This window comes from Anabaena sp. EIM26 (genome assembly GCF_057568715.1).
On record NZ_CM172472.1, the window covers coordinates 3,337,190 to 3,359,818 of the forward strand.

25 protein-coding genes and 1 pseudogene are annotated in these 22,629 nt (G+C 38.0%); 14 read left to right on the forward strand and 12 right to left on the reverse strand.

Translation table 11 applies throughout. The features are described from left to right. The first annotated feature begins 40 nt into the window (after positions 1 to 40). Complete coding sequence (locus AC012T_RS14540) at positions 41 to 475, forward strand: hypothetical protein (protein ID WP_487059372.1); 435 nt, start codon at positions 41 to 43, stop codon at positions 473 to 475. A 295-nt stretch (positions 476 to 770) separates the two neighbouring features. Here the strand turns inward: AC012T_RS14540 and AC012T_RS14545 are convergent, their stop codons facing one another. The 3 genes from AC012T_RS14545 to AC012T_RS14555 form a co-directional block, all read right to left on the reverse strand. Next, entirely contained in the window at positions 771 to 1,199 is a 429-nt protein-coding gene (locus tag AC012T_RS14545) for a hypothetical protein (protein WP_487059374.1), read from the reverse strand. A gap of 67 nt (positions 1,200 to 1,266) precedes the next feature. Then, the gene (locus tag AC012T_RS14550) at positions 1,267 to 1,959 is read right to left on the reverse strand and encodes a hypothetical protein (RefSeq protein WP_487059376.1); all 693 of its coding nucleotides are present in this window, start codon (positions 1,957 to 1,959) and stop codon (positions 1,267 to 1,269) included. A gap of 335 nt (positions 1,960 to 2,294) precedes the next feature. Beyond that, a complete protein-coding gene (locus tag AC012T_RS14555; protein ID WP_487059377.1) occupies positions 2,295 to 2,687 on the reverse strand; it encodes a PKD domain-containing protein in 393 nt (130 codons plus the stop codon). On the opposite strand from AC012T_RS14555, the gene AC012T_RS14560 reads away from it, so the two are divergent. The 3 genes from AC012T_RS14560 (at position 2,640) to AC012T_RS14570 (ending at position 4,861) form a co-directional block, all read left to right on the forward strand. Next, positions 2,640 to 3,476 (forward strand): pentapeptide repeat-containing protein, encoded by an 837-nt coding sequence (locus AC012T_RS14560; RefSeq protein WP_487059379.1) that lies wholly within the window; start codon positions 2,640 to 2,642, stop codon positions 3,474 to 3,476. The two genes, AC012T_RS14555 and AC012T_RS14560, sit on opposite strands and share 48 nt — an antisense overlap. A gap of 521 nt (positions 3,477 to 3,997) precedes the next feature. Then, positions 3,998 to 4,216 carry a hypothetical protein gene (locus AC012T_RS14565; RefSeq protein ID WP_487059380.1) on the forward strand — a complete coding sequence of 73 codons (219 nt, stop codon included), beginning with the start codon at positions 3,998 to 4,000 and terminating at the stop codon, positions 4,214 to 4,216. Positions 4,217 to 4,489: 273 nt separating this feature from the next. Next, the gene (locus AC012T_RS14570) at positions 4,490 to 4,861 is read left to right on the forward strand and encodes a pentapeptide repeat-containing protein (protein ID WP_487066595.1); all 372 of its coding nucleotides are present in this window, start codon (positions 4,490 to 4,492) and stop codon (positions 4,859 to 4,861) included. A 385-nt stretch (positions 4,862 to 5,246) separates the two neighbouring features. Here the strand turns inward: AC012T_RS14570 and AC012T_RS14575 are convergent, their stop codons facing one another. Beyond that, positions 5,247 to 5,789 (reverse strand): REP-associated tyrosine transposase, encoded by a 543-nt coding sequence (locus tag AC012T_RS14575; protein WP_487066597.1) that lies wholly within the window; start codon positions 5,787 to 5,789, stop codon positions 5,247 to 5,249. Positions 5,790 to 6,012: 223 nt separating this feature from the next. On the opposite strand from AC012T_RS14575, the gene acs reads away from it, so the two are divergent. The 4 genes from acs to AC012T_RS14595 all read left to right on the forward strand — a co-directional run bounded on the left by acs (position 6,013) and on the right by AC012T_RS14595 (position 9,328). Beyond that, positions 6,013 to 7,983: an acetate--CoA ligase gene (acs, locus tag AC012T_RS14580; RefSeq protein ID WP_487059382.1), complete on the forward strand. Its 1,971-nt coding sequence runs from the start codon at positions 6,013 to 6,015 to the stop codon at positions 7,981 to 7,983. Positions 7,984 to 8,098: 115 nt separating this feature from the next. Further along, a complete protein-coding gene (locus tag AC012T_RS14585; protein WP_487059384.1) occupies positions 8,099 to 8,506 on the forward strand; it encodes a DUF4365 domain-containing protein in 408 nt (135 codons plus the stop codon). A gap of 82 nt (positions 8,507 to 8,588) precedes the next feature. Then, positions 8,589 to 9,179: a DUF4365 domain-containing protein gene (locus AC012T_RS14590; RefSeq protein ID WP_487059385.1), complete on the forward strand. Its 591-nt coding sequence runs from the start codon at positions 8,589 to 8,591 to the stop codon at positions 9,177 to 9,179. After that, a complete protein-coding gene (locus AC012T_RS14595; protein ID WP_487059387.1) occupies positions 9,176 to 9,328 on the forward strand; it encodes a DUF2281 domain-containing protein in 153 nt (50 codons plus the stop codon). The genes AC012T_RS14590 and AC012T_RS14595 overlap by 4 nt, the downstream gene beginning before the upstream one ends. Positions 9,329 to 9,632: 304 nt before the next feature. Here the strand turns inward: AC012T_RS14595 and AC012T_RS14600 are convergent, their stop codons facing one another. Together AC012T_RS14600 and AC012T_RS14605 are read right to left on the reverse strand one after the other, a co-directional pair. After that, entirely contained in the window at positions 9,633 to 9,926 is a 294-nt protein-coding gene (locus tag AC012T_RS14600; RefSeq protein ID WP_487059389.1) for a hypothetical protein, read from the reverse strand. 8 nt (positions 9,927 to 9,934) lie between these two features. Next, the gene (locus AC012T_RS14605; protein WP_487059391.1) at positions 9,935 to 10,381 is read right to left on the reverse strand and encodes a VOC family protein; all 447 of its coding nucleotides are present in this window, start codon (positions 10,379 to 10,381) and stop codon (positions 9,935 to 9,937) included. Positions 10,382 to 10,482: 101 nt separating this feature from the next. On the opposite strand from AC012T_RS14605, the gene AC012T_RS14610 reads away from it, so the two are divergent. Both AC012T_RS14610 and AC012T_RS14615 read left to right on the forward strand, forming a co-directional pair. Beyond that, positions 10,483 to 11,814: a P-loop NTPase family protein gene (locus AC012T_RS14610; RefSeq protein ID WP_487059393.1), complete on the forward strand. Its 1,332-nt coding sequence runs from the start codon at positions 10,483 to 10,485 to the stop codon at positions 11,812 to 11,814. A gap of 130 nt (positions 11,815 to 11,944) precedes the next feature. Next, entirely contained in the window at positions 11,945 to 13,942 is a 1,998-nt protein-coding gene (locus tag AC012T_RS14615) for a tetratricopeptide repeat protein (RefSeq protein ID WP_487059395.1), read from the forward strand. Between the two features lie 3 nt (positions 13,943 to 13,945). On the opposite strand, the gene AC012T_RS14620 is transcribed toward AC012T_RS14615, so the two are convergent. The 3 genes from AC012T_RS14620 to AC012T_RS14630 are packed head-to-tail and all read right to left on the reverse strand — an operon-like array spanning position 13,946 to position 15,593. Then, positions 13,946 to 14,965 carry an aldo/keto reductase gene (locus AC012T_RS14620; RefSeq protein WP_487059397.1) on the reverse strand — a complete coding sequence of 340 codons (1,020 nt, stop codon included), beginning with the start codon at positions 14,963 to 14,965 and terminating at the stop codon, positions 13,946 to 13,948. Positions 14,966 to 14,975: 10 nt separating this feature from the next. Further along, positions 14,976 to 15,311 carry a cytochrome c6 PetJ gene (petJ, locus tag AC012T_RS14625; RefSeq protein WP_487059399.1) on the reverse strand — a complete coding sequence of 112 codons (336 nt, stop codon included), beginning with the start codon at positions 15,309 to 15,311 and terminating at the stop codon, positions 14,976 to 14,978. Positions 15,312 to 15,368: 57 nt separating this feature from the next. Next, positions 15,369 to 15,593 (reverse strand): hypothetical protein, encoded by a 225-nt coding sequence (locus AC012T_RS14630; RefSeq protein WP_487059400.1) that lies wholly within the window; start codon positions 15,591 to 15,593, stop codon positions 15,369 to 15,371. A 188-nt stretch (positions 15,594 to 15,781) separates the two neighbouring features. On the opposite strand from AC012T_RS14630, the gene AC012T_RS14635 reads away from it, so the two are divergent. Continuing rightward, on the forward strand, positions 15,782 to 16,576 hold the full coding sequence (locus tag AC012T_RS14635; RefSeq protein ID WP_487059402.1) for a histidine kinase: 795 nt from the start codon (positions 15,782 to 15,784) through the stop codon (positions 16,574 to 16,576). 253 nt (positions 16,577 to 16,829) lie between these two features. Here the strand turns inward: AC012T_RS14635 and AC012T_RS14640 are convergent, their stop codons facing one another. Continuing rightward, positions 16,830 to 18,443: an ArnT family glycosyltransferase gene (locus AC012T_RS14640; protein WP_487059404.1), complete on the reverse strand. Its 1,614-nt coding sequence runs from the start codon at positions 18,441 to 18,443 to the stop codon at positions 16,830 to 16,832. A gap of 147 nt (positions 18,444 to 18,590) precedes the next feature. Between AC012T_RS14640 and AC012T_RS14645 the strand changes: the two genes are divergently transcribed. The 3 genes from AC012T_RS14645 to AC012T_RS14655 all read left to right on the forward strand — a co-directional run bounded on the left by AC012T_RS14645 (position 18,591) and on the right by AC012T_RS14655 (position 20,944). Further along, positions 18,591 to 19,256, forward strand: a complete 666-nt coding sequence (locus AC012T_RS14645; protein WP_487059406.1) for a methyltransferase domain-containing protein — start codon at positions 18,591 to 18,593, stop codon at positions 19,254 to 19,256. A gap of 180 nt (positions 19,257 to 19,436) precedes the next feature. Continuing rightward, positions 19,437 to 19,946, forward strand: coding sequence for a hypothetical protein (locus tag AC012T_RS14650; protein WP_487059408.1), 510 nt, complete (start codon positions 19,437 to 19,439; stop codon positions 19,944 to 19,946). Between the two features lie 110 nt (positions 19,947 to 20,056). Beyond that, positions 20,057 to 20,944 (forward strand): hypothetical protein, encoded by an 888-nt coding sequence (locus AC012T_RS14655; protein ID WP_487059410.1) that lies wholly within the window; start codon positions 20,057 to 20,059, stop codon positions 20,942 to 20,944. A 193-nt stretch (positions 20,945 to 21,137) separates the two neighbouring features. On the opposite strand, the gene rpsU is transcribed toward AC012T_RS14655, so the two are convergent. Together rpsU and AC012T_RS14665 are read right to left on the reverse strand one after the other, a co-directional pair. Then, positions 21,138 to 21,332 carry a 30S ribosomal protein S21 gene (gene rpsU / locus AC012T_RS14660; protein ID WP_013192888.1) on the reverse strand — a complete coding sequence of 65 codons (195 nt, stop codon included), beginning with the start codon at positions 21,330 to 21,332 and terminating at the stop codon, positions 21,138 to 21,140. A 127-nt stretch (positions 21,333 to 21,459) separates the two neighbouring features. Beyond that, positions 21,460 to 21,761 (reverse strand): annotated as a pseudogene (locus AC012T_RS14665) (RNA recognition motif domain-containing protein). Positions 21,762 to 22,629 lie beyond the last annotated feature (868 nt).

Genomic DNA, 22,629 nt, shown 5'->3' on the forward strand with positions numbered 1-22,629 from the left:
TGGTGTTATTAACATCTAACGTAAAACTAAACACTACAAGATGAAAATTAGTAACATTACATTACGTCCTCAGCAATTACTTTTATCTCTAACGGTGGTATGTGGTATTTTGGGTATAATAAATACTGAAACTGTATCTTCTCAAACTACTTCTGTAGACCGCATTTTAAGGGTTAAACCTAATTTCAGTACTACTTTTAAGCGCCGAGAAAACTGGTATAAACAATCAAAAGATATAACCAGTAATGAAGAAAAATGCTCAGTGAGACAAGGTACGAAATTTTTTGTTTCTGCCATCAGAAGACAAATTCAGAATGCCCCAGCACGTCCTCAAGGTAACACTGAGAAATTGAGTGATTATTGGGAAGTTACGTTTGAACAACCACTACCTTGTCAACAGGATACAGACAATAATCCCACCTGGTTTGTCTATAAACCACACGTACAAGAATTAAGAACTGTTATTGTTCCTTAGTGGTTGTTTTAACCGAACAGTGTTGAAACTATACTTTTAAAACATCCTCTTAGTGGTTAACCTTCTCGCACAGCCATGGGAGACGGTAATTTACAAAATTGTTGATAACTACAGGACTTACACAACACAGAACTAAAGTAGGGGTAATTCATGAATTACCCCTACGAAAGAATAAGATTTTCAAGCACATTTTGCATAAGTCCTAAACTAGACAAAGAAAGATCTAAGCATTACTTAGAGTAGGTAATGCTTATTTTCTAGCAAATAAATTGGACTAAATATTCAATTTCTCGATTTACGAAAATCTAGAAAACCTATCAACTAGATTATTTGCTAAATTTAATAATTCCTGATGACAAATATCACCATTACCAATTAAGATATCCCTCACAGCACATAATTTTTCATCTCCTCTATAAATCCGCAAAGATTCTTCTAAATTTACAGCTAAATCAAACAGTGATTCATTTCTCAAATAATACCTAATTTTCACAGCCACATCATCATCACTCACCAGAAACTCTTTAATAGCATCAAATAAAGAATTAGAGATTTCATCATCTTCCCAAGTTTCTAGCCAATCTCCATCTACATCTTCAACATAAAGATGAACAAAATTTAACCCATTTTCTAGCCAGTCTTGCTGCATCCTGCGGGCTGCTGCTAAAATTTCAGCAAATTCATCTACTTGAGTAATGCTGTTCATTTCTTGTTGGTTAACCATAAATGCTGTTGTAAGCAGGTAACGATGTAGGGCTAGGACTCAGATATTCGACATCAAAAAATTGACATCAGGAAAAATTGACATACTTCCCTTCAGCAAGATGGTCACTGTTATACAGTGCCACATTGACTAACTGATTGATAAAATCACTTGAACCGGGATTGTAACTTAGGAACAATCCTCTTTCTATTTCCCACAATTGCAGTGCATTTTGCCACTTCTCATACTTTCGTCCATGAAACTCTTCACTAACACTGGTAACTTGAATACAAAGTGGTTTTTGTTGATGATTACTAATAATTAAATCTGTTGCCATAGAAAGGTCGGCAATATAGCGCTGCCAAAAACTACCTTCACGACGGACAACATCTTGAGCTATTAATTTAATAATATCACCATCCAAATGATTAAACTCTCCTGCCATTATTTTTTTCTTCCAAATATAAAATTTGGCATCTGTTGAGTTTATCCATCTAGGAAAGAGATAACTATACCAATATCGCTCATTTGGTGTCATTTGAGCAAATTTTGCTTCTCGTGCTGCTTCCGAAGGTAATGATTGAATGATCAGCCAAATTGTAGAGTCCGTAATTACCTCTAGGAGGAAGGCAAGTACAAATGGTTTAGCAGTCAGAGAACCAGGTCGAATAAATTTTACCCAGCGATTAATCTCATTTAGCCTTTTTGCTAACTGAGGATCTATCGTTGAGGCTTTATCGATCAGTGACTTGAGTTTCTCCTTAATCTCTTTTGCTTGCAAACTACGTCCTACTCTTCAGTGACTAACAATTTTGTTAAAATTTTATACATTGCCAAAGCAGTATCGAAAACATGGTTGAGTGTTAAAATCTGGTTTTAAAAGAAGATTCTCTAGAAAGCTCATTGTTCTAAAGTATTTTAATTAACAATCTTTCGAGTATGTAACAACACGGGCTTTTCTCAGGCTAATGGGTGCAATATACCTATTAATTTATGGATGTATTGTTATTTTACCCTTTAAGAAGGGACAAGAGGTGCAATTTGTATTTTCCTAAATCACACTTAACAATTCCTTTAGGTTTAACCAAATTCTGGAGGGTTTTGAGTAAAGGCTGACTAAAAGTGTAAGTATCCACTATTAGTGTAAGTGGGGTTAAGGATGCCTGCATCTGTGCGATCGCCAAAGTTCCAACTGTAGGTGAGGTCATTACCAGGGTCGGTGGCTGTGGCGCTGAAGGTGCTGATTTTACCTTCTTGAATATTTGATTCTACCGTAACGTTGTTGATCGTGGGGTCGATGTTGTTGACGGTGACGGTGACTGTGGCTTCGTTTGAAATGGCGTTGTTGTCTAGGATGATGTAGGTGAAGGTGTCTGTACCGATGAAGTTGTTGTTGGGTGTGGCAGTTTGCCACAGGGTTTGAGCGGTAGAGTAGATGTTAGTTAGTAAAAAGGTATTGGCATGACTGGTGAAGAATTGCTGAAGCGATATGCTGCTGGGGAGAGACACTTTAGTGGGATTGACTTGAGTGGGGTTGATTTCAATAGTATCCCTATCAATGGCACTAGTATTGATCTGACTGGTATCGATCTCAGTGGAGCCGATCTCACTCAAGTTGTGCTTGGCTCGGTTAACTTGACCAATGCCAATTTGAGTGCGGCAATCTTGCTCAAAGCTGGGATGCACGATGTTACTCTGACTGGAGCCAATCTGACTGGAGCCGATTTGAGAGGGTTGGAAGCTCATGAATCTAATTGGCAAAGAGCTAACTTGACCAGAGCTAATCTGGGATTTAGCAAGCTCACTCAATTGGATTTGACTGAAGCGATCCTCAGCCATGCCGACTTGACTTGTGCCGATCTTATAATGTGCAAATTTGTCGATGCTGTAATGGCTTCCATTCAAGCGGTCTGCACTAATTTTACGCATGGCTTCTTCAACAGAGCTTATCTGAGAAAAGCCAATTTGGAGCGAGCTAGGATAGAGTACGCGGTGCTTGACTATGCCAACTTTACTGCTGCTAACTTGATTAATGCCGCTCTCATGTATTGTGACGCTACCAAAGTTAATTTCACCTATGCCTCTATGGGCGGTGTCGGAATTGAAACTGCCTTTACCAAAAGTAACTTCAGTAATGCCGACCTCTCCGATGGAAGTTTTTACCGACTGATCATCGAAGAGTGTGACTTTAGGAACGCTTTCTTTCACAGGACTCGAATAGCCCAAGTTACCTTCGAGAACTGTTTGTGGACTGAAGGAAGAAATTTCCCTGAAGGAGCTATCGAAACCGACTATTAAATTGGCAGATATTCCTGACGGTCTACCACTTCTTCTAACATACCTCTAAGATACAAGGTTGGGTTGAGGAACGAAACCCAACATTAACGATATCTAAAATAATTGACCACTATAAATTAGTGGAATCGCAATTCCTCGTAGGTTGGGTTGAGGAACGAAACCCAACATTAACGATATCTAAAATAATTGATAAATATAAATTAATTTTACAAATATTCCTACATCATATATATTCACTTTAACAATACCTTGTCCAAATCGAAAAAAGTCTTAATTTGTAGGTAGAGGGATAAAACCCAACGCATTTGTTGGGTTGCGCTGTCGCTTAACCCAACCTACATTAGTGGAATCGCAATTCCTCGTAGGTTGGGTTGAGGAACGAAACCCAACATTAACGATATCTAAAAGAATTGATAAATATAAATTAATTGTACAAATATTCCTACATCATAATATATTCACTCTAACAATACCTTGTCCAAATCGAAAAAAGTCTTGATTTGTAGGTTGGTTTGTGGAACGTGAACGTATCCCTGCGGGACACAGTGCGATCGCTTAACGCAACCTACTGTAGTGGTGGCGCGGAAAGCTGTGTCGGTGAGGGTGGAGGTGAATTCACTGTTTTCCCAGGGAGTGGGGTCGATGAACCAGCCGATTCCGTTGGCGTTGTCGTCGATGAGGATTGTGCCGCTGTTGGGGCGACCGTATTGGTCGAAGGAGGTGATTTGGGCTTCTGTTAGTTGTCCTGTGGGGAGGTCGGTTATTTGGAGGTTGATGTTGAAGGGATTCGTGGGGTCGAAGAGGCTTTGCCAGAGGTTGAGTGGGTTACTATTGATTTGATTAATTATTTGAGAAATTAGATTATGGATAGAAAAGAATTGGAAAGACGGATTTATGCTGGAGAAAGAGACTTCTCTGGTGTTGATTGGAGCGATGCCAGTTTGCACACTTTGGATCTGACTGGAATTATTTTGGTTGGGGCTAACCTCGCTGGGGCTAACTTGAAGGACGTTATGTTCGACGATACCAACTTGGAAGGAGCGTGTTTCGAGAGTGCTGACTTGAATGGGGCTAGATTCCAAGATTCCAACCTGCGTCGAGCCAACTTTGACAATAGTATCTTGGTTAGTGTTTACTTCAATCGGTGCAACTTGGATGATGCCTCTCTCAAAGGAGCCGATTTGCGTAAAGCTTCGTTCCAAGAAGCCACCCTCAGAAGAGCTAATCTTGAAGATATTCTGTCCAGCGATCTCAGCTTTACTGATACTGACTTTACTGGAGCCAAAATTAGCATTAGCGATGTTGTGGATCATCGTGCTGTCAGAGTTACCTTGCCGGATGGGGAGATTTACACCCTCCCCAGATTGGAAGGAGAAAATCTCTGAAGACATTAAGGGATTATCAGCAAGCAGCGGAACACCGTTAATAAACCGATCTGTTTTTCTAGCTTCTAATTGCGCTTGTACATCCACTAGCAAATTAGAGAAAAAATCATAACCAGTGGAATCGCAATTCCTCGTAGGTTGGGTTGAGGAACGAAACCCAACATTAACGATATCTAAAAGAATTGATAAATATAAATTAACTGTACAAATATTCCCACATAATATATATTCACTTTAACAATACCTTGTCCAAATCGAAAAAAGTCTTAATTTGTAGGTAGAGGAATGAAACCCAACGCATTTGTTGGGTTAAGCGACAGCGCAACCCAACCTACAAAAAATGGACAAGATATTGCTTTAAACCAACACAATATTTTGATATTGTTCACTCACTTCCTACATCATCTGGAAATTCTAACTTCATACCAACACCCCAATCAATTGTATATATACCCTGGGTGACATAACGATGAAAACTCGAATATTGCCAATCCTTGGGTGCTGTTACATATCCATGTCGCACTGGATTATAATGAATGTAATCAACGTGTTGCTGAAAATCAAACTCATCACGAATTTGGTGTTCCCAAAAACGACGTTGCCAAACAGCTTGCTCTTTCTTGAGTTGACGTGATGCAGAGATTTTTCCCCTATATTGTGGATGACAAAGACGAGTAAAATTGCTCTTAATTAACCGCCACCGCCGAGAAAAATCATCATCTCCTGGTGGCAATGTCCAAATACAATGTAAATGGTTTGGTAAAATAACAATTGCATCTACAGTAAATGGATGCCGCTGGATAACTTTTCTAAAAACTTTGCGTAACAGGAAAATATTTTCTTGATCACACAGAAATTGACGACGATTGTAGGTAACTTGAGTAAAAAAGAAAGTCCCTTCTTCTACCTTAGCTCTGCGGTATTCCATAGTGCGATCCGTAGGAATCGCTGATTTTGTAGCGTGAGTTAATGAAGTGTAACGCACCGTTAAATATACTTTATCCTTTTCTAAAAGGATAGATAATCATAATTTGTGCTACTTGGCATTTTATTCATTATTAAAATTCTTGTTGTACCGCATAATTTTATTATCACTACATAATTTACCACTACTATAGTTTTTAGTCACAATATTCTTTGCATACATCATTATGTCTCAACCGACTATAGAGTCCATTTTACAAGAGAAGCGTCTGTTTCATCCTCCAAGTGATTTTTCGCAACAAGCGAAGATCAAAAGTTTAGAAGACTATCAGCGTCTATATGATAAAGCTAAAGCTGATCCTCAGGAATTTTGGGCAGACTTGGCAGAAACTGAGTTGCATTGGTTCCAAAAATGGAACAAAGTACTAGACTGGCAACCTCCGTTTGCGAAGTGGTTTGTTGACGGTAAGATTAATATTTCTTACAACTGTCTTGACAGACATCTGACTACTTGGCGGAAAAATAAAGCGGCGTTGATTTGGGAAGGAGAACCGGGAGATTCTCGCACTCTTACTTATGCTCAATTACATCGGGAAGTTTGTCAATTTGCCAATGTCTTGAAGCAGTTAGGGGTGAAAAAAGGCGATCGCATTGGGATTTATATGCCGATGATACCAGAAGCGGCTATTGCGATGTTAGCCTGTGCCAGAATTGGCGCACCCCACAGCGTGGTTTTTGGGGGTTTTAGTGCCGAAGCTTTGCGCGATCGCTTGAATGATGCTGAGGCTAAACTAGTAATCACAGCCGATGGTGGCTGGCGTAAAGATGCGATCGTTCCCCTCAAAGAACAGGTAGACAAAGCCTTAGATAATGGCGTTGTTCCCAGCGTTACAGATGTGTTAGTGGTCAAACGCACAGGTCAAAAAACACAGATGGCAGCAGGGCGCGACCATTGGTGGCATGATTTACAAAAAGGTGTTTCCGCTGATTGTCCCGCCGAACCAATGGACAGCGAAGATATGCTGTTTGTCCTCTACACTTCTGGAAGTACCGGCAAACCGAAGGGGGTTGTGCATACCACCGGGGGTTATAACTTATACACCCATATCACCACTAAATGGATTTTTGACCTCCAAGACACAGATGTATATTGGTGTACTGCTGATGTCGGTTGGATTACTGGACATAGCTACATTGTCTATGGCCCGCTTTCCAACGGTGCAACCACTGTCATGTATGAAGGTGCGCCCCGTGCTTCTAATCCTGGTTGCTTCTGGGATGTCATTGAAAAATACGGCGTAACCACATTTTATACAGCACCGACAGCGATTCGGGCATTTATTAAAATGGGTGAACATTTACCAAATACGCGGAATCTGTCTTCTTTGCGTTTACTGGGAACCGTCGGTGAACCAATTAACCCAGAAGCTTGGATGTGGTATCACAAAATCATTGGTGGTGAACGTTGTCCCATTGTGGATACTTGGTGGCAAACGGAAACAGGTGGGATTATGATTACACCCCTACCTGGTGCAATTCCCACTAAACCCGGTTCTGCAACTCGTCCTTTTCCTGGAATTATTGCCGATATTGTTGATTTAGAAGGTAACTCTGTCTCGGATAATGAAGGTGGTTATTTAGCCGTTCGGCATCCCTGGCCGGGAATGATGCGGAATGTCTACGGTGATCCAGACCGTTTCCGGCGGACTTATTGGGAACATATTCCCCCCAAAGATGGTAATTATACGTACTTTGCTGGTGATGGTGCCAGAAAGGATGAGGATGGTTATTTCTGGGTCATGGGGCGTGTAGATGATGTACTGAATGTGTCAGGACACCGTCTGGGAACAATGGAAGTAGAATCTGCGTTGGTGTCTCATCCTGCGGTTGCGGAAGCTGCGGTAGTGGGTAAACCGGATGATTTGAAGGGTGAGGAAGTAGTGGCTTTTGTGACCTTAGAGGGGACTTATCAAGCCAGTGAAGAGTTGAGTAAGGAACTGAAGAAGCACGTTGTGAGTGAAATTGGTGCGATCGCCCGTCCAGGTGAAATCAGGTTTACTGACGCTTTACCAAAAACGCGATCGGGTAAAATTATGCGGCGTTTGTTGCGGAATCTGGCTGCGGGTGAGGAGGTATCTGGTGATACTTCAACCTTAGAAGATCGTAGTGTTTTGGATAAGTTGCGAGAGGGGAATTAATTTAGGATAGCTTTTCATAACTGTGTAAAATCTGTATGGGGTGGGCAAAATTGCCTACCCTTTATTGTGTGAAGAAAATTATAGATTGAATTATGATAGGAGTATATGTAAAAAAATGAGAGATGCACTGGGAGCGAGAGGAGAATCGCTATTTCACCTTTTAATGACACCGTTTCCCTTGGGTGGTAGTCCCATTTTTAAGCCGCAGTTTTTAGGAGATAAATGGCAGTATCTTGATTTTATTGTTGAATTAGTAGGTGCTGATTCTTATATTCCCTATTTCTTTGTTCAAGTCAAAACTACGAGGCAAGGTTATACTAAAAAAGAGCATCGCCTCAAGGTGAAAGTAGAAGAAGAATCTGTAATTGGTATAGCATCCTATCCAGCACCAACTTATATAGTTGGAATTGATGAAATTCAAGAAGTTGGTTATTTAGTTTCTGCCAATGGAGAAAATTTAAAAGCTCTCTCAAGTCTATCTACTAAATTTCCTATTAATAAAGAAAATAGACAAATCCTTTGACATGAAGTCAATAATTTTTGGAGTCAATATAAGAATAAGAATTTAGCTTCACAATTTTCTGATCAACAATGGAGATAAAACTATGCAAACAGAGCAAGCTTGGTATATTGGTTTACGTTCAAAAGCTTTGGCAGTTGTGTACTTAACTCGTCGTGATGACTTGATTGTTGATACCGAAAAAAAAGAGCATGATTTAGATATTTTAGTTTCAATTAGGCAAAATGGTAAAAATATTAATAGGATTTTTGGCGTTGAGGTAAAGGCAATAAAATCTAGCCCTAAAATCATTGAAAATGATCATATTTTCAATATTGAAGGAGCAGATATAAATGTTCTGCAATCACGATTCATAAAGTGTAATTTCCCAATATGTCTATTTTTCTTTACCCTCGATAATGATAATGGCTACTATAAATGGATTAGAGAACCAATTCTTGATAACGAAAACAGTAACAAATTAAAATCTAATGAAAGTCCAAAATTTAGAAAATTAACAAACGAAGCAATAAATGATATTGTTTCTTTAGTGAATCAATGGTACGAGAATCAACCAACTAATTATGTAATATCACGACGTGAACGTTATCAGGTACATGATGCTCTAAAACGAATTACACAAAAGCGTGCAGCTAAAGATGATATAAATCAAGAAGTAAATGATGTGAAATCATGACAACAAAAGAAGAACTCATTAAAAAAATTGCTCAAGCACCGGACTTTTTAATCGAAGAAGTATTAAATTTTCTACTCTTCATCAAAAATAGGTTTAAGCAAAGAACTTCCGAAAATCAAACTGGATATATTACCAATAATTTATCATGACCAAACCTTTAGGGGCGGGGTTCCCCACCTCACAGGGGTAGGTTTTTAATATTAACTGTAAAGGCAGGATTAGGAAGACAAGGAGGGAAGGTAGACAAGGAAGATTTGATACGCACAATGGTATTTTGACGGACTGTTCTTGTTACCAAGAGAATCTGATTTTGTACGGTTTTCCTCCCTTGTCCACTGTCCTTCCTTGTCATCCTTGTCTTGCCCTCACGACAATGTAAAATACCTACCCTTGTGAGGGGTTCCCCACCCTCTATATTCTACTAGTCCATGTGATAGTTTTGCGCCCCAATTACTAATTACCAGCCTCAACAACTTGCTTAATCAAACTAACTTTTTTAGCAACACTATCCCAAACAATCCAGTTAAATTTATTATCTAAATCATCAGCAGTATTAGACACTTTAAAATAAAACTTTTCTCCGCTTTTAAATTCGACCGCAAAATCAGCTTTTTGAGCATAAACCACAATAAAACCTCTATCACGTAAGCAATACATAGCCCAATTTTTCAATGATTGCTTATAGGGTTCGTGGGGAATTGGTGGGTTAGTAATTACGTCTTCAATGACCTTTAATATTTTTTCCATTTTCGCATTTAATGAGGATCACAACGAATTTCAATCATAAACCCATCAGGGTCATAAAAATACACACCTCTACCAGTAGGACGGGTAACTGGGCCGTGTGCAATAACTAAATTATTTTCCCTGATCACGGCCACAGCTTGATCAAATAGTTCTGGATTTATATCAAACGCCAAATGATAAGCTCTAGTAAAAGCCTTTTCTGGGTCAGAATCTGGTGGTGATAATTCCGGTTCTCCAAATAAATCAATAATCGTCCCATCAGGAGTGACAAAATTAGCAACTTTACCAGATGCGACAAGTTCTATTAAAGTTGCGGGTACTTCTTCTCCTGTGAGTTCATGTAAACCCAAAATATGACCGTAAAAATGGCGGGAAGCTTGCATATCACGGACATTTAAAGCGATATGATGAACTTTGCGTAAATATCCTGTTGGAATAGTATTGTTCGCAATCATTTTTGATTATCGAGTATTTTTTAATATACTGTAACGCCAGCAAATGTCTAAATCTCAGTATTTTTGCGTTAATATGACGCTAGGTGGTGAGCTTTTCTACTATGACATCAGATTTCGCTTTCTTAAAACGGCTATATAATGCTTTTGACCCATTCCGACCTTTACCGGCTGGAGATCCTGCTTATGTTGATTGTCACGAAGTCCGGGGAGATGGTGACATATTGGAAGCAGTGGGGAGAGGAATTTTATATTCTGACAGAATAACCTGTCAACTTTATGCAGGTCATCGTGGTGCGGGTAAATCTACAGAATTACTGCGATTACAACAATTTTTAGATGAAAAAGGTTTTTTTGTCGTCTACTTTGCGGCTGATGAAGAAGATATTGATCCAGAGGATGTTCAATATACAGATATTCTCTTAGCTTGCACACGTAATATTTTAGCAGCATTTAAAGATAGAACTAACTCTAAAGCTGTATTGAATTGGTTAAAAGAACGATGTGAAGATTTAAAAGATTTATTACAAACAAAAATTTCTATAGAAGAATTATCAATTGAGGCACAGGTTTCGCAATTTGCGAAAATTACTACAAAAATGCGGAGTGAACCTGGAGAACGCCGAAAAATTCGTGATTTGATTAATCCTCATACTATTACTTTGACTAAGGCATTGAATGAATTTATTCAAGATGCCAAAAATAATCTACCTTCTGGATATTCTGAAATAGTCTTAATTGCCGATAACTTAGATAGAATTGTTCCTGTCATCCAAGAAGATAAACGCAGCAATCATGACCAAATTTTTATAGACCGTAACGAACAAATAAAAGATTTAGATTGTCATTTAATTTATACCGTACCAATTTCTTTACTTTATTCTGACCGAGCCGCATCATTAGTAGATATCTATGGAACTCCTCAAGTTTTACCGATGATTATGGTACAAACTTCTAAAAATGAACCTTACCAAAGAGGAATTAATAAAGTTATTGAACTTCTCCAAAAACGACTAAATACAGTAGATGAGAGTAAATCTATTGTTGATTTGTTTGAAAGTAGAAAATCTCTAGAGATGTTATGTTTAATGAGTGGAGGTCATGCGCGGAATTTGTTATTATTAATGAAGGAAGCCTTGAAATATACAAACACTTTGCCTATTTCTAACAAAGCTTTGCAGCATTCAATTAGCGAATTGCGAAACACCTATAAAAATACCATTTATGCTAATGAATGGGAAGCACTGGCAAAGGTTTATCATACCAAAGAAATAGTTAATGATCAACTATATCGAGGTTTATTATTTAATCGTTGTATCTTAGAATATCGTTATCAAAAACCTGATGGAGAAAGTAACATTTGGTATGATATTCATCCTTTAATTAAAGGCATAAAAGATTTTCAGGACGCTTATAATCAATCATATCCTGAATAAAAATAGAAAATTGTAGGTTGGGTTGAGGAACGAAACCCAACATTTTCACAACTTTATTCCGTAATTTTGTTGGGTTTCACTTCGTTCTACCCAACCTACATTATTTGATTAGTATTATCTAACTAAAATTATGCCTCTTAAATTAACCGATTGGGATCATGATTTACCAATAGAAGAAGATGAAGAATATCAAGCCTTTATTCGTACACTTAGGTTTACAGAAGGCTTTGGTCTATTGTTTGTACGCTGTTCTCCGGCTGGAAGTGAACAATTAATTTTAAAAATTAAAGAAGATATTAATGATAAAAATATAGAAGTTATCAAATTAGATAAAGATGCTCATAACTTATATGAAATAATTGATAACCTAGATAATAAAAACGAGACAAACATTTTATTTATTACAGGTTTAGAGTCTGCTTTATATCAATATGAAGAAAGTAAAAAATTAGCAGGTTGGAATAGTAAAGAACTTTATTCATATAGTTGGGAAAGTGTACCACCTATTTTAATTAACATAAATCAGCAGCGAGAAAGGTTTAGAGATACTTTTAATATCTGTTTTATATTTTTACTACCTCAGTTTGCAATTAAATATTTTATTCAACGCGCTCCTGATTTCTTTGATTGGCGTTCTGGTTTCTTTGATTTTCCTTTAGATTCAACAACTCTAGAACAAGAATCAACGCGCATTTTAGAAGAGGGAGATTATGAACAATATGTAAATTTAACTGATGGAGAAAGAAACAGGAAAATTCTGGAAATTCAAGAACTCCTTGAACATGAAATATTTAGTGAGAAAAAAGCTACTTTGTTAGTTGAATTAGGTAAATTACAACGTTCTGAGCAAGATTACAAAGAAGCGATATCTTCCTACGACAAAGCAATAGAAATTAAACCTGATTACCACCTAGCTTGGTACAACCGGGGCAATTCCCTACGAAATTTAGGCAGGTATGAAGAAGCGATATCTTCCTACGACAAAGCAATAGAAATTCAACCTGATTACCACGAAGTTTGGTACAACCGGGGCAATTCCCTCCATAATTTAGGCAGGTATGAAGAAGCGATATCTTCCTACGACAAAGCAATAGAAATTCAACCTGATTACCACCTAGCTTGGAACAACCGAGGTAATTCCCTACGAAATTTAGGCAGGTATGAAGAAGCGATATCTTCCTACGACAAAGCAATAGAAATTCAACCTGATTACCACCTAGCTTGGAACAACCGAGGTAATTCCCTACGAAATTTAGGCAGGTATGAAGAAGCGATATCTTCCTGCAACAAAGCACTGCAAATTCAACCTGATTACCACCATAGTTGGAACAATCGGGGTATTTCCCTACGCAATTTAGGTAGGAATGAAGAAGCCATATCTTCCTACGACAAAGCAATAGAAATTCAACCTGATTACCACGAAGCTTGGAACAACCGGGGCATTTCCCTAGATGATTTAGGCAGGTATGAAGAAGCCATATCTTCCTACGACAAAGCAGTGGAATTTAAACCTGATTACCACCTAGCTTGGAACAACCGGGGCATTTCCCTAGATGATTTAGGCAGGTATGAAGAAGCCATATCTTCCTACGACAAAGCAGTGGAATTTAAACCTGATTACCACCTAGCTTGGAACAACCGGGGCATTTCCCTCCATAATTTAGGCAGGTATGAAGAAGCGATATCTTCCTACGACAAAGCGGTGGAATTTAAACCTGATTACCACGAAGCTTGGAACAACCGGGGCATTTCCCTCAAGAATTTAGGCAGGTATGAAGAAGCGATATCTTCCTACGACAAAGCAGTGGAATTTAAACCTGATTACCACCTAGCTTGGAACAACCGGGGCATTTCCCTCAAGAATTTAGGCAGGTATGAAGAAGCGATATCTTCCTACGACAAAGCAGTGGAATTTAAACCTGATTACCACCTAGCTTGGAACAATAAAGCTTGTAGCTATGCCTTGCAAGGTAATATTGAAAAAGCCATTGAAAATCTGCAAACAGTAATTAATTTGAATCCTGACAAATACCGTGAAATGGCAAAAGCTGATTCTGATTTTGATGCTATTCGGGAAGATAAACGTTTTCAAGCTTTGATTCAAGACACCCAAACACCCAACCCCTAATTTCTACCGTCTATACTCATCCCCACAATCACCAATTAATTTATACAAATCTTTTGATTGTTGAGAAACCGCATCTATTTTAGCTATATCCTCAGCATCTAAATTAAATCCAAACACCTTAGCATTATCTTCTAAATGTTCCGCAATTCCTAACCTTGCACCGACAATTACACCCCCCACTGCTGGCTGATGTAAAATATAATTTACAGCTACATTAGTAATACTCACCTGATGCTTATCAGCTATTTGTTTTAGGGCAGAAAGTAACTCTTGAAATAATACCCAACCACCCCAATTATCAATCATGGTTTTGTATTTCTTCAAACTTGTGGTGTTGAGGTCAAAACCTTTTGGTTCTGGTTTTCCCAAATATTTCTCTGATAACAAACCACCGCAAACACTACCATAGGTAAATAATTTAATATCATGTTCTTGACAGAATTTAACCATATTTACCTGTGGTCTTCTATCAACTAATGAAAACTGCACTTGATTAGAAACAATTTTGATTCCTGCTTCGGTAATAATTTGCAAATGTTCCGTATCAAAATTAGTTAAAGCTAAATGCTTAATTTTGCCCTCAGTTTGCAATTCTGCCATATATTTGAGAGCATCTAAATAGCCAGAATCTCGATATTCCCACCAATGGAACTGCATTAAATCTAAGGCTTCCACATCCATTCGACCCAAAGATATATCAATATTTTTCTCGACAATCTCTTTCGTCATTTTTCCAGGACGAGGAACCCATTTTGTAAAAGCTTGAATATTATTTACAGCTTCTTCACCACGAGTCGCAATTAATTGACGACGAAATTCACCTATTAAATCTTCTGCTGGGCCATAGTGGTCTGCTAAGTCCCAAGTTGTAAAACCAGCATCGACATATTGGAACATCGACTCAACAGCAGTTTTATGGTTAATGCGTCCATGTCCACCGGAAACTTGCCACATTCCATTTAAAATTCGGCAAATTTTTAAATCAGGGGTAAATTGAAGATAGCTTTCTTGGGGTAAAGTCATATTTTTTGTATTATTTCCAATCTTTTTCTGCTTGTTCCAAAACATAAGCTACAACGTTTTGAATTTCCTCGGTTGTCAAACGGTCTTTATAGGCTGACATATTATTTTTACCATTAGTGACGATGTTTGTAATCGCCTCTAGGGAATCCATACCATATTTCTTAAGTGCATTCTTTTTGAGGTTCTTTCCTCTTCTAATAATGTTACCACCATTAAGATGACAACCTGCACAATGCACGCTAAAAATTTCTGTGCCATTTGCGGTATCTACTGCACTGGCAGGTAAAATTAAAATACTTGTCCATAATGACATAGTAACTAATATTAATGTTAGTAGTCTTATCACCCCACATCTCCTAATTTTGTTCTGAATTTTGACAGAAATAAGTAGCCAAAAATATTTTTACAGTGATTCAAAGTCGGATGTAAATCCTGCAAATTTTGCACATTCTTCTTGGAAAGCTTCTGCTTCGCTGACATCCTCGATTTTATAGGACATGATACGTATCCCATCTGGCATTTTTTTAGAACCAATCAATTCGCCTTTATATTTACCTGCAAGTGTCTTAAACTCAACGCCATAAAGCTTCCAGGCTTCATCGTTACAGGTGATATTTACTTTCCACATAATTAATTTGCAATTATTATCAGTACATATTCATCATCTCACAAACTGGTAACGCAGTAAAAATCATCTATTTGAACTTGTGTTTTTCTATCTAAAGGAGGTGTATGGATAAAGAAGACTGCGCCATAATGAAGATGTAGCATCATGTCCGATTGCTATGCAAATTAGCTAAATTCCTAAGGGTAAACATGACTAACAACATTAAAGAAACAATTCAAGCAGATTTACAGGAAGCTAAAGCTACTGGACAGTTGAGAACTGAGAATATTCGCGAAATTGTCAAATCCGCAGTTTCTCAGGTAGCTGCTGAATTGAAAGAAGGTTCTAGCGAGTTACGCACTTTAGTTAAAGATGCGGTTTCAGCAGTAATTGAAAATTTACAAGATAAGGGTAGCGAAATCAAAGAAGAGGTCACGGCCTCTATTGAAGGTGCGTTAGAAGGGGTAAATAGTAAAAGACATGAAGCGATCGCACAAACCCAAATCGAATTGAAGACGCTACAGACTAGATTAGATCATGAAGAAGAACAACTCCAGCATGAAGTTGATGGAATGTTAGCAGAGATAGTAGAAACTGGTCAAGAAACATCTGCTAATACTAAAAGTGCGATCGCATCTGCTATCCATGCTATCCAAGATAGTGAAGAAGTTTCTTTGTTAAAGAAACGCTACGCACAACTGCAAGCACAATTAGCGATTATTCGTGCTAATCTAGCTGCACGTTATGGTGGACGTTCTGGGGAAGTCAAAGACTACTTAGACGAAGCAAAAACTTGGTATGATCAAGCACGTCCCCAAGCTGAATCTATGGTTACACAGGTAGGAGAAAAACATTCTCAATTAGAAAATAAGCTGGGTGAAGCAGGTGCATCAATAGCGAAAAAAGAACGTCAATTAAAGCAAACTTTGAGAGATTTGCTATTAACAACTGCTGACTTATTTAAAGACAAAGAAGCCAGTAAAGAAGAGACTAATGTTAAGTAAATTTTGCATCTTTCTGGTTAGTTTGTAGTTCGTTATTATTATCATCCAGCTTAGAACTACAAACTACTTCTTTTAAGCACAAAATTATCTAATTCCTATTTTTGCTCTATCTCTTTGCCTCTGCGATCTATTAAAAAGATATAGCAATTCCCAAGCTCATGAAATACACCCCACCCGCGCTGTCGCGCACCCTCCCCTTACCAAGGGGAGGGTTGGGGAGGGGTAATTTTGTATCTAACTAGAGTGGGAAAGGCTATAAAACTTGAATTAACTGATAATTTTTAACAGTACCAATAACACGATATTTTTTAGATACATTAACAGTTTCAGGTGCATAAATCCAAGCATAACTCAAAGCTGACAATTGAGAAATTGAGTCTACTTGCTGACCATGAATAGGAGTATAGAAATTAATTAACACAGAATTTTTATCGTCTGATTTAACAAAAGAGACAGGATGATTTTGCAGAATTGCAGCGATAGATTTTTGCTGAAAGAAAATTCTAAATGCAGGGTTAAAATCTCCTAACAAGCCTAAACTACCTGCGGTAGCTATAGATAGCCAACTTGCAATTAACCAACCACTTACCCAGTGACTAGCAGTAAGATATTTGTAATTAAAATGGTAACGCCCAATCCAAATTAAAGGTACAATTAAACAAGCTAAACCCGAAATTAAGGCGAGAATTGCATATTTTTGAATATCAACAATGCCTGCGATTAAAACCGCTACACCAGCCGAAGCACAGATAAATCCTAAAATGCCAATTGCATAACTAATATTCCGAGGAAAATATGCTTTTATTTTAGTCGATTTTCTGTGTTGGTAAATTTTTGCTAACCAGTCTAAACCCACAGCAGCAAATATGGCGATAAAGGGATAAAGAGAAAGACTATAGTGAGACAAACGAGTGGAGAATAGACTAATTTCTGTAAATAGAATTAAGGGAAAACCTACTAATAGCAACTGGTAGCGGGGAATTGGGTTACGAATTACCAAAATTAACCCTAAAATAGCGAAACCAAACCAAGGAAAAGATTTTAAAGGCAGATTCCAGAAATAGAAAAGTATGTTGTTACCATTTTGTTCACGGCTACCCAGTTGTACTACAAATCCTAATAGCTGTCTCCAACTATCACTACTATAACGTAGCCAGTTAAACGACAACCAAATTATAGTAGGAATTAACCCGGCTAAAGTCCCTACAAACAACATTGGGTTGGTAAGATGACGATGGCGGGGATTTTCCCAAATTAAATAAGGTAATAATGCTGTTATTGGTAATACAATCATAAAGCTTCTCATCAAGAAGCATAAAGCAAGACTAGCACCGACAATAAAACCGTAAATAGATCGAGATTCTGGATATAATTCAGCTTGCAGTAAAGAATAAATAGCTATCAATACCAATAAGATCATCGGCACATCAGGTGTGGCTAGGCGACAATATTGCAACCAGAGAAATGTTACGCTTAAAATAGCTGATGTTAGGTATGCCAATTTTTCATTAAAGAATATTTTAGTTATTTCATATATGACAAATATGCTCAATATTCCAGCAATCATGCTAGGTATTCGCGCACTAATATCACTAACACCAAATAATTTATAAAAAATAGCAATTAACCAATAAAAACCAGGGGTTTTATGATGGGCATTACCCCAAGGAGCTATCCAATCACCAGATTCAAACATTAGCCGCGCTCGCCTAGCATAAAGCGCTTCATCGTGTGCCATGAGGCTATTTTCACCAGAGCTAAATAGCAATAAAGGTAATAGCCAAATTAACAAGTTAGTAAAATGAGATTTTGATGATAGACGAATTTGATGCCAAATAAAGGTAAATAAAGGTGATTTATAAAACATTTAATTAATACTGATAAAAAGCCGATTTTTTTAAATACAGTGACGGATTTATTCTAAAATTATTTTGGTTAGTATACACAATTTAAAATCAAAATACTAACTAAATTGACCCAAATCAGGCAAAAAAATTTTTCCAAACAAATTTGTATGATATTGCGACCAAATCAACGTCTTAAGTTAGATGATAGTGATGACAAGTTATTTTATGACTATCCGCGCTTTGTTACTCATGTGGATGAAGGCTTTATTCAACAGTTGACAGATTTATATCGTCAGCGACTTAAGCCCAATACACGGATATTTGATATGATGAGCAGCTGGGTGTCTCATCTACCAGAAGAAATAGAGTTTGATCATGTTGAAGGACATGGACTCAATGCTGAGGAACTGGCGCGTAATCCTCGCTTGAATCATTATTTGGTGCAGAACCTCAATCAAAAGCCTGAGTTACCCTTTCCGGATCAAGACTTTGATGCTGTTATTAACTGTGTTTCTGTGCAGTATGTACAATATCCAGAGGCGATATTTTCAGAAATTCATCGCATCCTCAAACCTGGTGGTGTGGCAATTATCAGCTTTTCTAACCGGATGTTTCATCAAAAGGCGATTCAAGTCTGGCGAGATGCTTCTGAAGCGTCCAGAGTCGAATTAGTGAAGCGTTACTTTTCTTCTGTACCGGGATTTACTACTCCTGAGGTGATTGTTAATCAATCAACAGCACCAAATTTTTTACAGTGGTTGGGTGTAGGTGCAGGAGATCCATTCTATGCGGTGGTAGCTTATCGCTGTGAAGCAGAATCGACTGACTGCTAACGGGCGAAGCATTCGGGCTATAACCTGTCGTCCAAGCCATTAGACCTGTCTGAATGCTTCGCCCCTGGAAATTAGTAATCTTCAATACGAATAATGATCAAAAAGTAAATTTTCTGGTGTAAAGACGATAGTAGAACAGATAATTGCTTCAACTCTCAAGCATTTTTAAGGAGAACAAAGGTGAGTTTATTGCGTGGGCGCAGGATTTTAGCTAGTTTATTGCTGTCTGTGTTACTACTAACTACAGCTTGTTCTACAGCAGCACCTAATCGCTTTGATCAAGTACAACAGGAAAGTACTAAGCAAAAAAGTGGACAGGCTGTTGTCAAGAATGCAACTCAAGGTAGTAAATTAAACAAATTTTTCCCAACAGGGGAAGATGGCTATGATCGAGTTTATACCCAAGAGAAAAAAGGCTTTTCGGAAGCGAATTTGAAAAAAGACGGTAAAGTTGTTGCTCAATTAGCGATTTCTGACACTAGCAGCACACCAGCAACAGCGTCAAAATATGCTAATAGCACTAAGAAAATTGACGGCTATCCTGCTGTGGAACAGGGCAAAACCCAAACTTCTGTTTTGGTTGGTAAGTACCAAGTGAAGGTGATTTCTAAAGATCCATTATTTACTGCAAGCGATCGCTCTGAATGGATAGAAAAATTTAATCTCGACGACTTGGCTGAATTAAAATGAGTTGAATTATCACAATATTCCTAAGTGCTGAGTAATTATAGTCATAATTGCACTCAGCACTAATTTAAATGTCTAAATTACGCTAAACCTAAAATCAGGAGATTTTTTTTGTGAGTAAATCTATCTTTGAATTAGTTGATCAGCTACCAAGTAGCAACTTGACAGTTTCCATGTTGAATGCTTTAGATTTTGTCGCTCCTGGTGAGTGGCAAAATACCATTGGCTTCGTCAACACAATTAAAACCGTCACTGGTGAAGATGATGAAAGTTTAATTCAGCAAATTGGTGAACGAGCGATTTATCTATATAACGATAAATCCCAAGGATATCAAAGAGCCATGTGGCTTTATCAAACCGTTGACGGTACTGACAGGGCGCTTGGTGCAGCAGCTTTGGCTAACAAAGTCGGTCAAAACATACCCATGTTGGGCTTTTTAAACTCCCTCACTCCCAAACCAGACAAAGCCCAAACCATTGACTTAACTTTAAAAGTAGTCGCTGAATTAGTAGCCTTTTGCCAAATTAACGGTATTCCCGGAGACAGCATTGGTGATTTCGTCGGCGCTTTAGGTGAGTATAGCGGTGAGTCACTCATCCGCATGGTAGCCTTAATTTGTGTTGATGGTTTAATACCCCTGGGACCTGACTTCATCAACAAAGCTTTATCTTTAACTAGTCAAACAAATCCACAGGAGTTAGCACAAAACTCGACTTTCCAAACTATCAAAGATTCAATTCCGGGCAGTAATGATGCTGGTAAACTCAACTTTATCGGTGAAAGCTTTGATTCAGTTAAAGGTTGGATGAATGGGATTGTGACAGCCAATAATTTAACGCCACAAAAGGTCGTTGGAAACTTACAAAGTTTTATGGAACTTGCTGATGATAAATTAGACTATCTGGCAGCGTTCCTGGATGTGGCTACAAATTACTATGAACACACCGGAACACAGACTTTAGCTCGACGTTTGATTGAAAGAGCCTTTGCGGAAATTTAGACATTTCTAGCCTTAATACAACTTGTAGTAGCGCCGAATGCATATACAGCGCTACTACAAACAGGTTTTTTTATTAATTTCTGCTAGTTAGTTGCGGCTTTTAAAATACATTGCCACACAGAACAGAAGTCACGCGGAATAATGAAGAGACTCTGACTGGGTTTCCAGTCGCAGTGAACATTACCCTGATTTATTACTTGAAGCGAGAACGTTGTTGACGACGTTGCTTATGTCTAGCTATTGCTTTGCGCTTCTCTTTTTCTAAAGGTGTTTCAAAATGGCGATTTTTACGCATATCCTGGAAAATTCCAGCTTTGGAAACTTCTCGCTTAAATCTCCGCAAAGCCGATTCAATACCTTCATTTTCTCCCAAAACCACTTGCGTCATATTCATTACTCCTTATTGTGGGTGAATATATACTATACTAGAATTAAAAAAATGTCTCAGCAGCGTCGAACGTTTGGCGTTATTTACTAGAGACTCTAGATTGGAAAATTTTTCAGAAACAGGATTATTAGCGATCGCCACAATTGTTATGACCCCAACTACCACCACGAGGAGAAATTTTTTCTTCACGGGTTTTAGCTTTGTTCACTTTGAAATTGCGCCCCATCCACTCAGAAGCATCAAGCACTTATATAGCTGTTGTTTCTTGTCCTTCAAATTTCATCTCCATGAAACCAAAGCCACGCGGCTGACCTGTTTCCGCATCAGTGGGTAAACTGCACAAGGCTAATTTTTCCATGATTCAGAAAAATAGGCTTTCAGTCCTTCTTCTATAACATGATAGGACAAATTGCCAAGGTAAATCGACATAAATGGGTAGTCTCCCAAACCAGCGATTGTAGAGAGTTAGATTCGGAGAGACTCATTTAAAAGAAATCAAAACGACTAACTCAACCGAAAGTAATCCTTATATCCGCGAGTATAGCACAGCCTTTAAATATGAACTCATGACAAGTAACATTTTCTCAACAACCCATAGGAGAACTCCACAAAAAAGATGATCCAATCTTGTGGGATGGGCATCTTGCCCGTCCTTGTATTATTAGCGGGCAAGATGCCCGCACCACAAGAAATTTTGGGATATTTTTTTAATTGGAGAACTCTAGAACTCTCTCGGCTACATATACAGGGACATAAACCACGTCTACTTTGAAACCAATAGTTTTTTCCTAATCGGGTTTTGTTCCTAAATCCTATACTCTTCCCTATTCCCTGTTAAGAGTTCCCTTGTGAAAAACTCCAGCTCTCAACTTGGACGAGGTTTATTTAGAAAACTCAGGCTGAGAACTAAAGTAGCTAAAAAACGACTACTTTCATTGAATCGGTAAAATTGATTACAGCTATGACTTACGCACTGTACAAACTGTATATGATATGTATGAACGAAATTGCCTAGTTTCAGGCTTTACGTAAGTAAATTAATGTGAAGCATTTTTTTTAACTTATTTACCTTGAATATCATGGATTTGAGCGATCGCAATTATCAAATATACTAGTAGTTTGTCAAAGACATTTTGACTGATTCAGGACTTAGCCAATTGGCTTGCTTTGTAGGGTGTGGTTCGGCAAGCTCACCAACTACGTCAGACTCGATAATTTACCAACAATTAACAGACATTTGACATCTGACGAATGAACCCGTCATTTTTGAGTTGACAGACTACTATAGGACTAATAT

Excerpts from the sequence above, each read along its gene's own strand:
- acs (WP_487059382.1), top strand. The coding sequence starts at position 6,013 with ATGTCTCAACCGACTATAGAGTCCATTTTACAAGAGAAGCGTCTGTTT.
- rpsU (WP_013192888.1), bottom strand. The coding sequence starts at position 21,332 with ATGACGCAAGTGGTTTTGGGAGAAAATGAAGGTATTGAATCGGCTTTG.
- AC012T_RS14585 (WP_487059384.1), top strand. The coding sequence starts at position 8,099 with ATGAGAGATGCACTGGGAGCGAGAGGAGAATCGCTATTTCACCTTTTA.
- AC012T_RS14560 (WP_487059379.1), top strand. The coding sequence starts at position 2,640 with ATGACTGGTGAAGAATTGCTGAAGCGATATGCTGCTGGGGAGAGACAC.
- AC012T_RS14630 (WP_487059400.1), bottom strand. The coding sequence starts at position 15,593 with ATGTGGAAAGTAAATATCACCTGTAACGATGAAGCCTGGAAGCTTTAT.
- AC012T_RS14635 (WP_487059402.1), top strand. The coding sequence starts at position 15,782 with ATGACTAACAACATTAAAGAAACAATTCAAGCAGATTTACAGGAAGCT.
- AC012T_RS14620 (WP_487059397.1), bottom strand. The coding sequence starts at position 14,965 with ATGACTTTACCCCAAGAAAGCTATCTTCAATTTACCCCTGATTTAAAA.
- AC012T_RS14615 (WP_487059395.1), top strand. The coding sequence starts at position 11,945 with ATGCCTCTTAAATTAACCGATTGGGATCATGATTTACCAATAGAAGAA.
- AC012T_RS14590 (WP_487059385.1), top strand. The coding sequence starts at position 8,589 with ATGCAAACAGAGCAAGCTTGGTATATTGGTTTACGTTCAAAAGCTTTG.
- AC012T_RS14640 (WP_487059404.1), bottom strand. The coding sequence starts at position 18,443 with ATGTTTTATAAATCACCTTTATTTACCTTTATTTGGCATCAAATTCGT.
- AC012T_RS14595 (WP_487059387.1), top strand. The coding sequence starts at position 9,176 with ATGACAACAAAAGAAGAACTCATTAAAAAAATTGCTCAAGCACCGGAC.
- AC012T_RS14610 (WP_487059393.1), top strand. The coding sequence starts at position 10,483 with ATGACATCAGATTTCGCTTTCTTAAAACGGCTATATAATGCTTTTGAC.
- AC012T_RS14605 (WP_487059391.1), bottom strand. The coding sequence starts at position 10,381 with ATGATTGCGAACAATACTATTCCAACAGGATATTTACGCAAAGTTCAT.
- AC012T_RS14645 (WP_487059406.1), top strand. The coding sequence starts at position 18,591 with ATGATATTGCGACCAAATCAACGTCTTAAGTTAGATGATAGTGATGAC.
- AC012T_RS14570 (WP_487066595.1), top strand. The coding sequence starts at position 4,490 with ATGTTCGACGATACCAACTTGGAAGGAGCGTGTTTCGAGAGTGCTGAC.
- AC012T_RS14575 (WP_487066597.1), bottom strand. The coding sequence starts at position 5,789 with ATGGAATACCGCAGAGCTAAGGTAGAAGAAGGGACTTTCTTTTTTACT.
- AC012T_RS14600 (WP_487059389.1), bottom strand. The coding sequence starts at position 9,926 with ATGGAAAAAATATTAAAGGTCATTGAAGACGTAATTACTAACCCACCA.
- AC012T_RS14540 (WP_487059372.1), top strand. The coding sequence starts at position 41 with ATGAAAATTAGTAACATTACATTACGTCCTCAGCAATTACTTTTATCT.
- AC012T_RS14545 (WP_487059374.1), bottom strand. The coding sequence starts at position 1,199 with ATGGTTAACCAACAAGAAATGAACAGCATTACTCAAGTAGATGAATTT.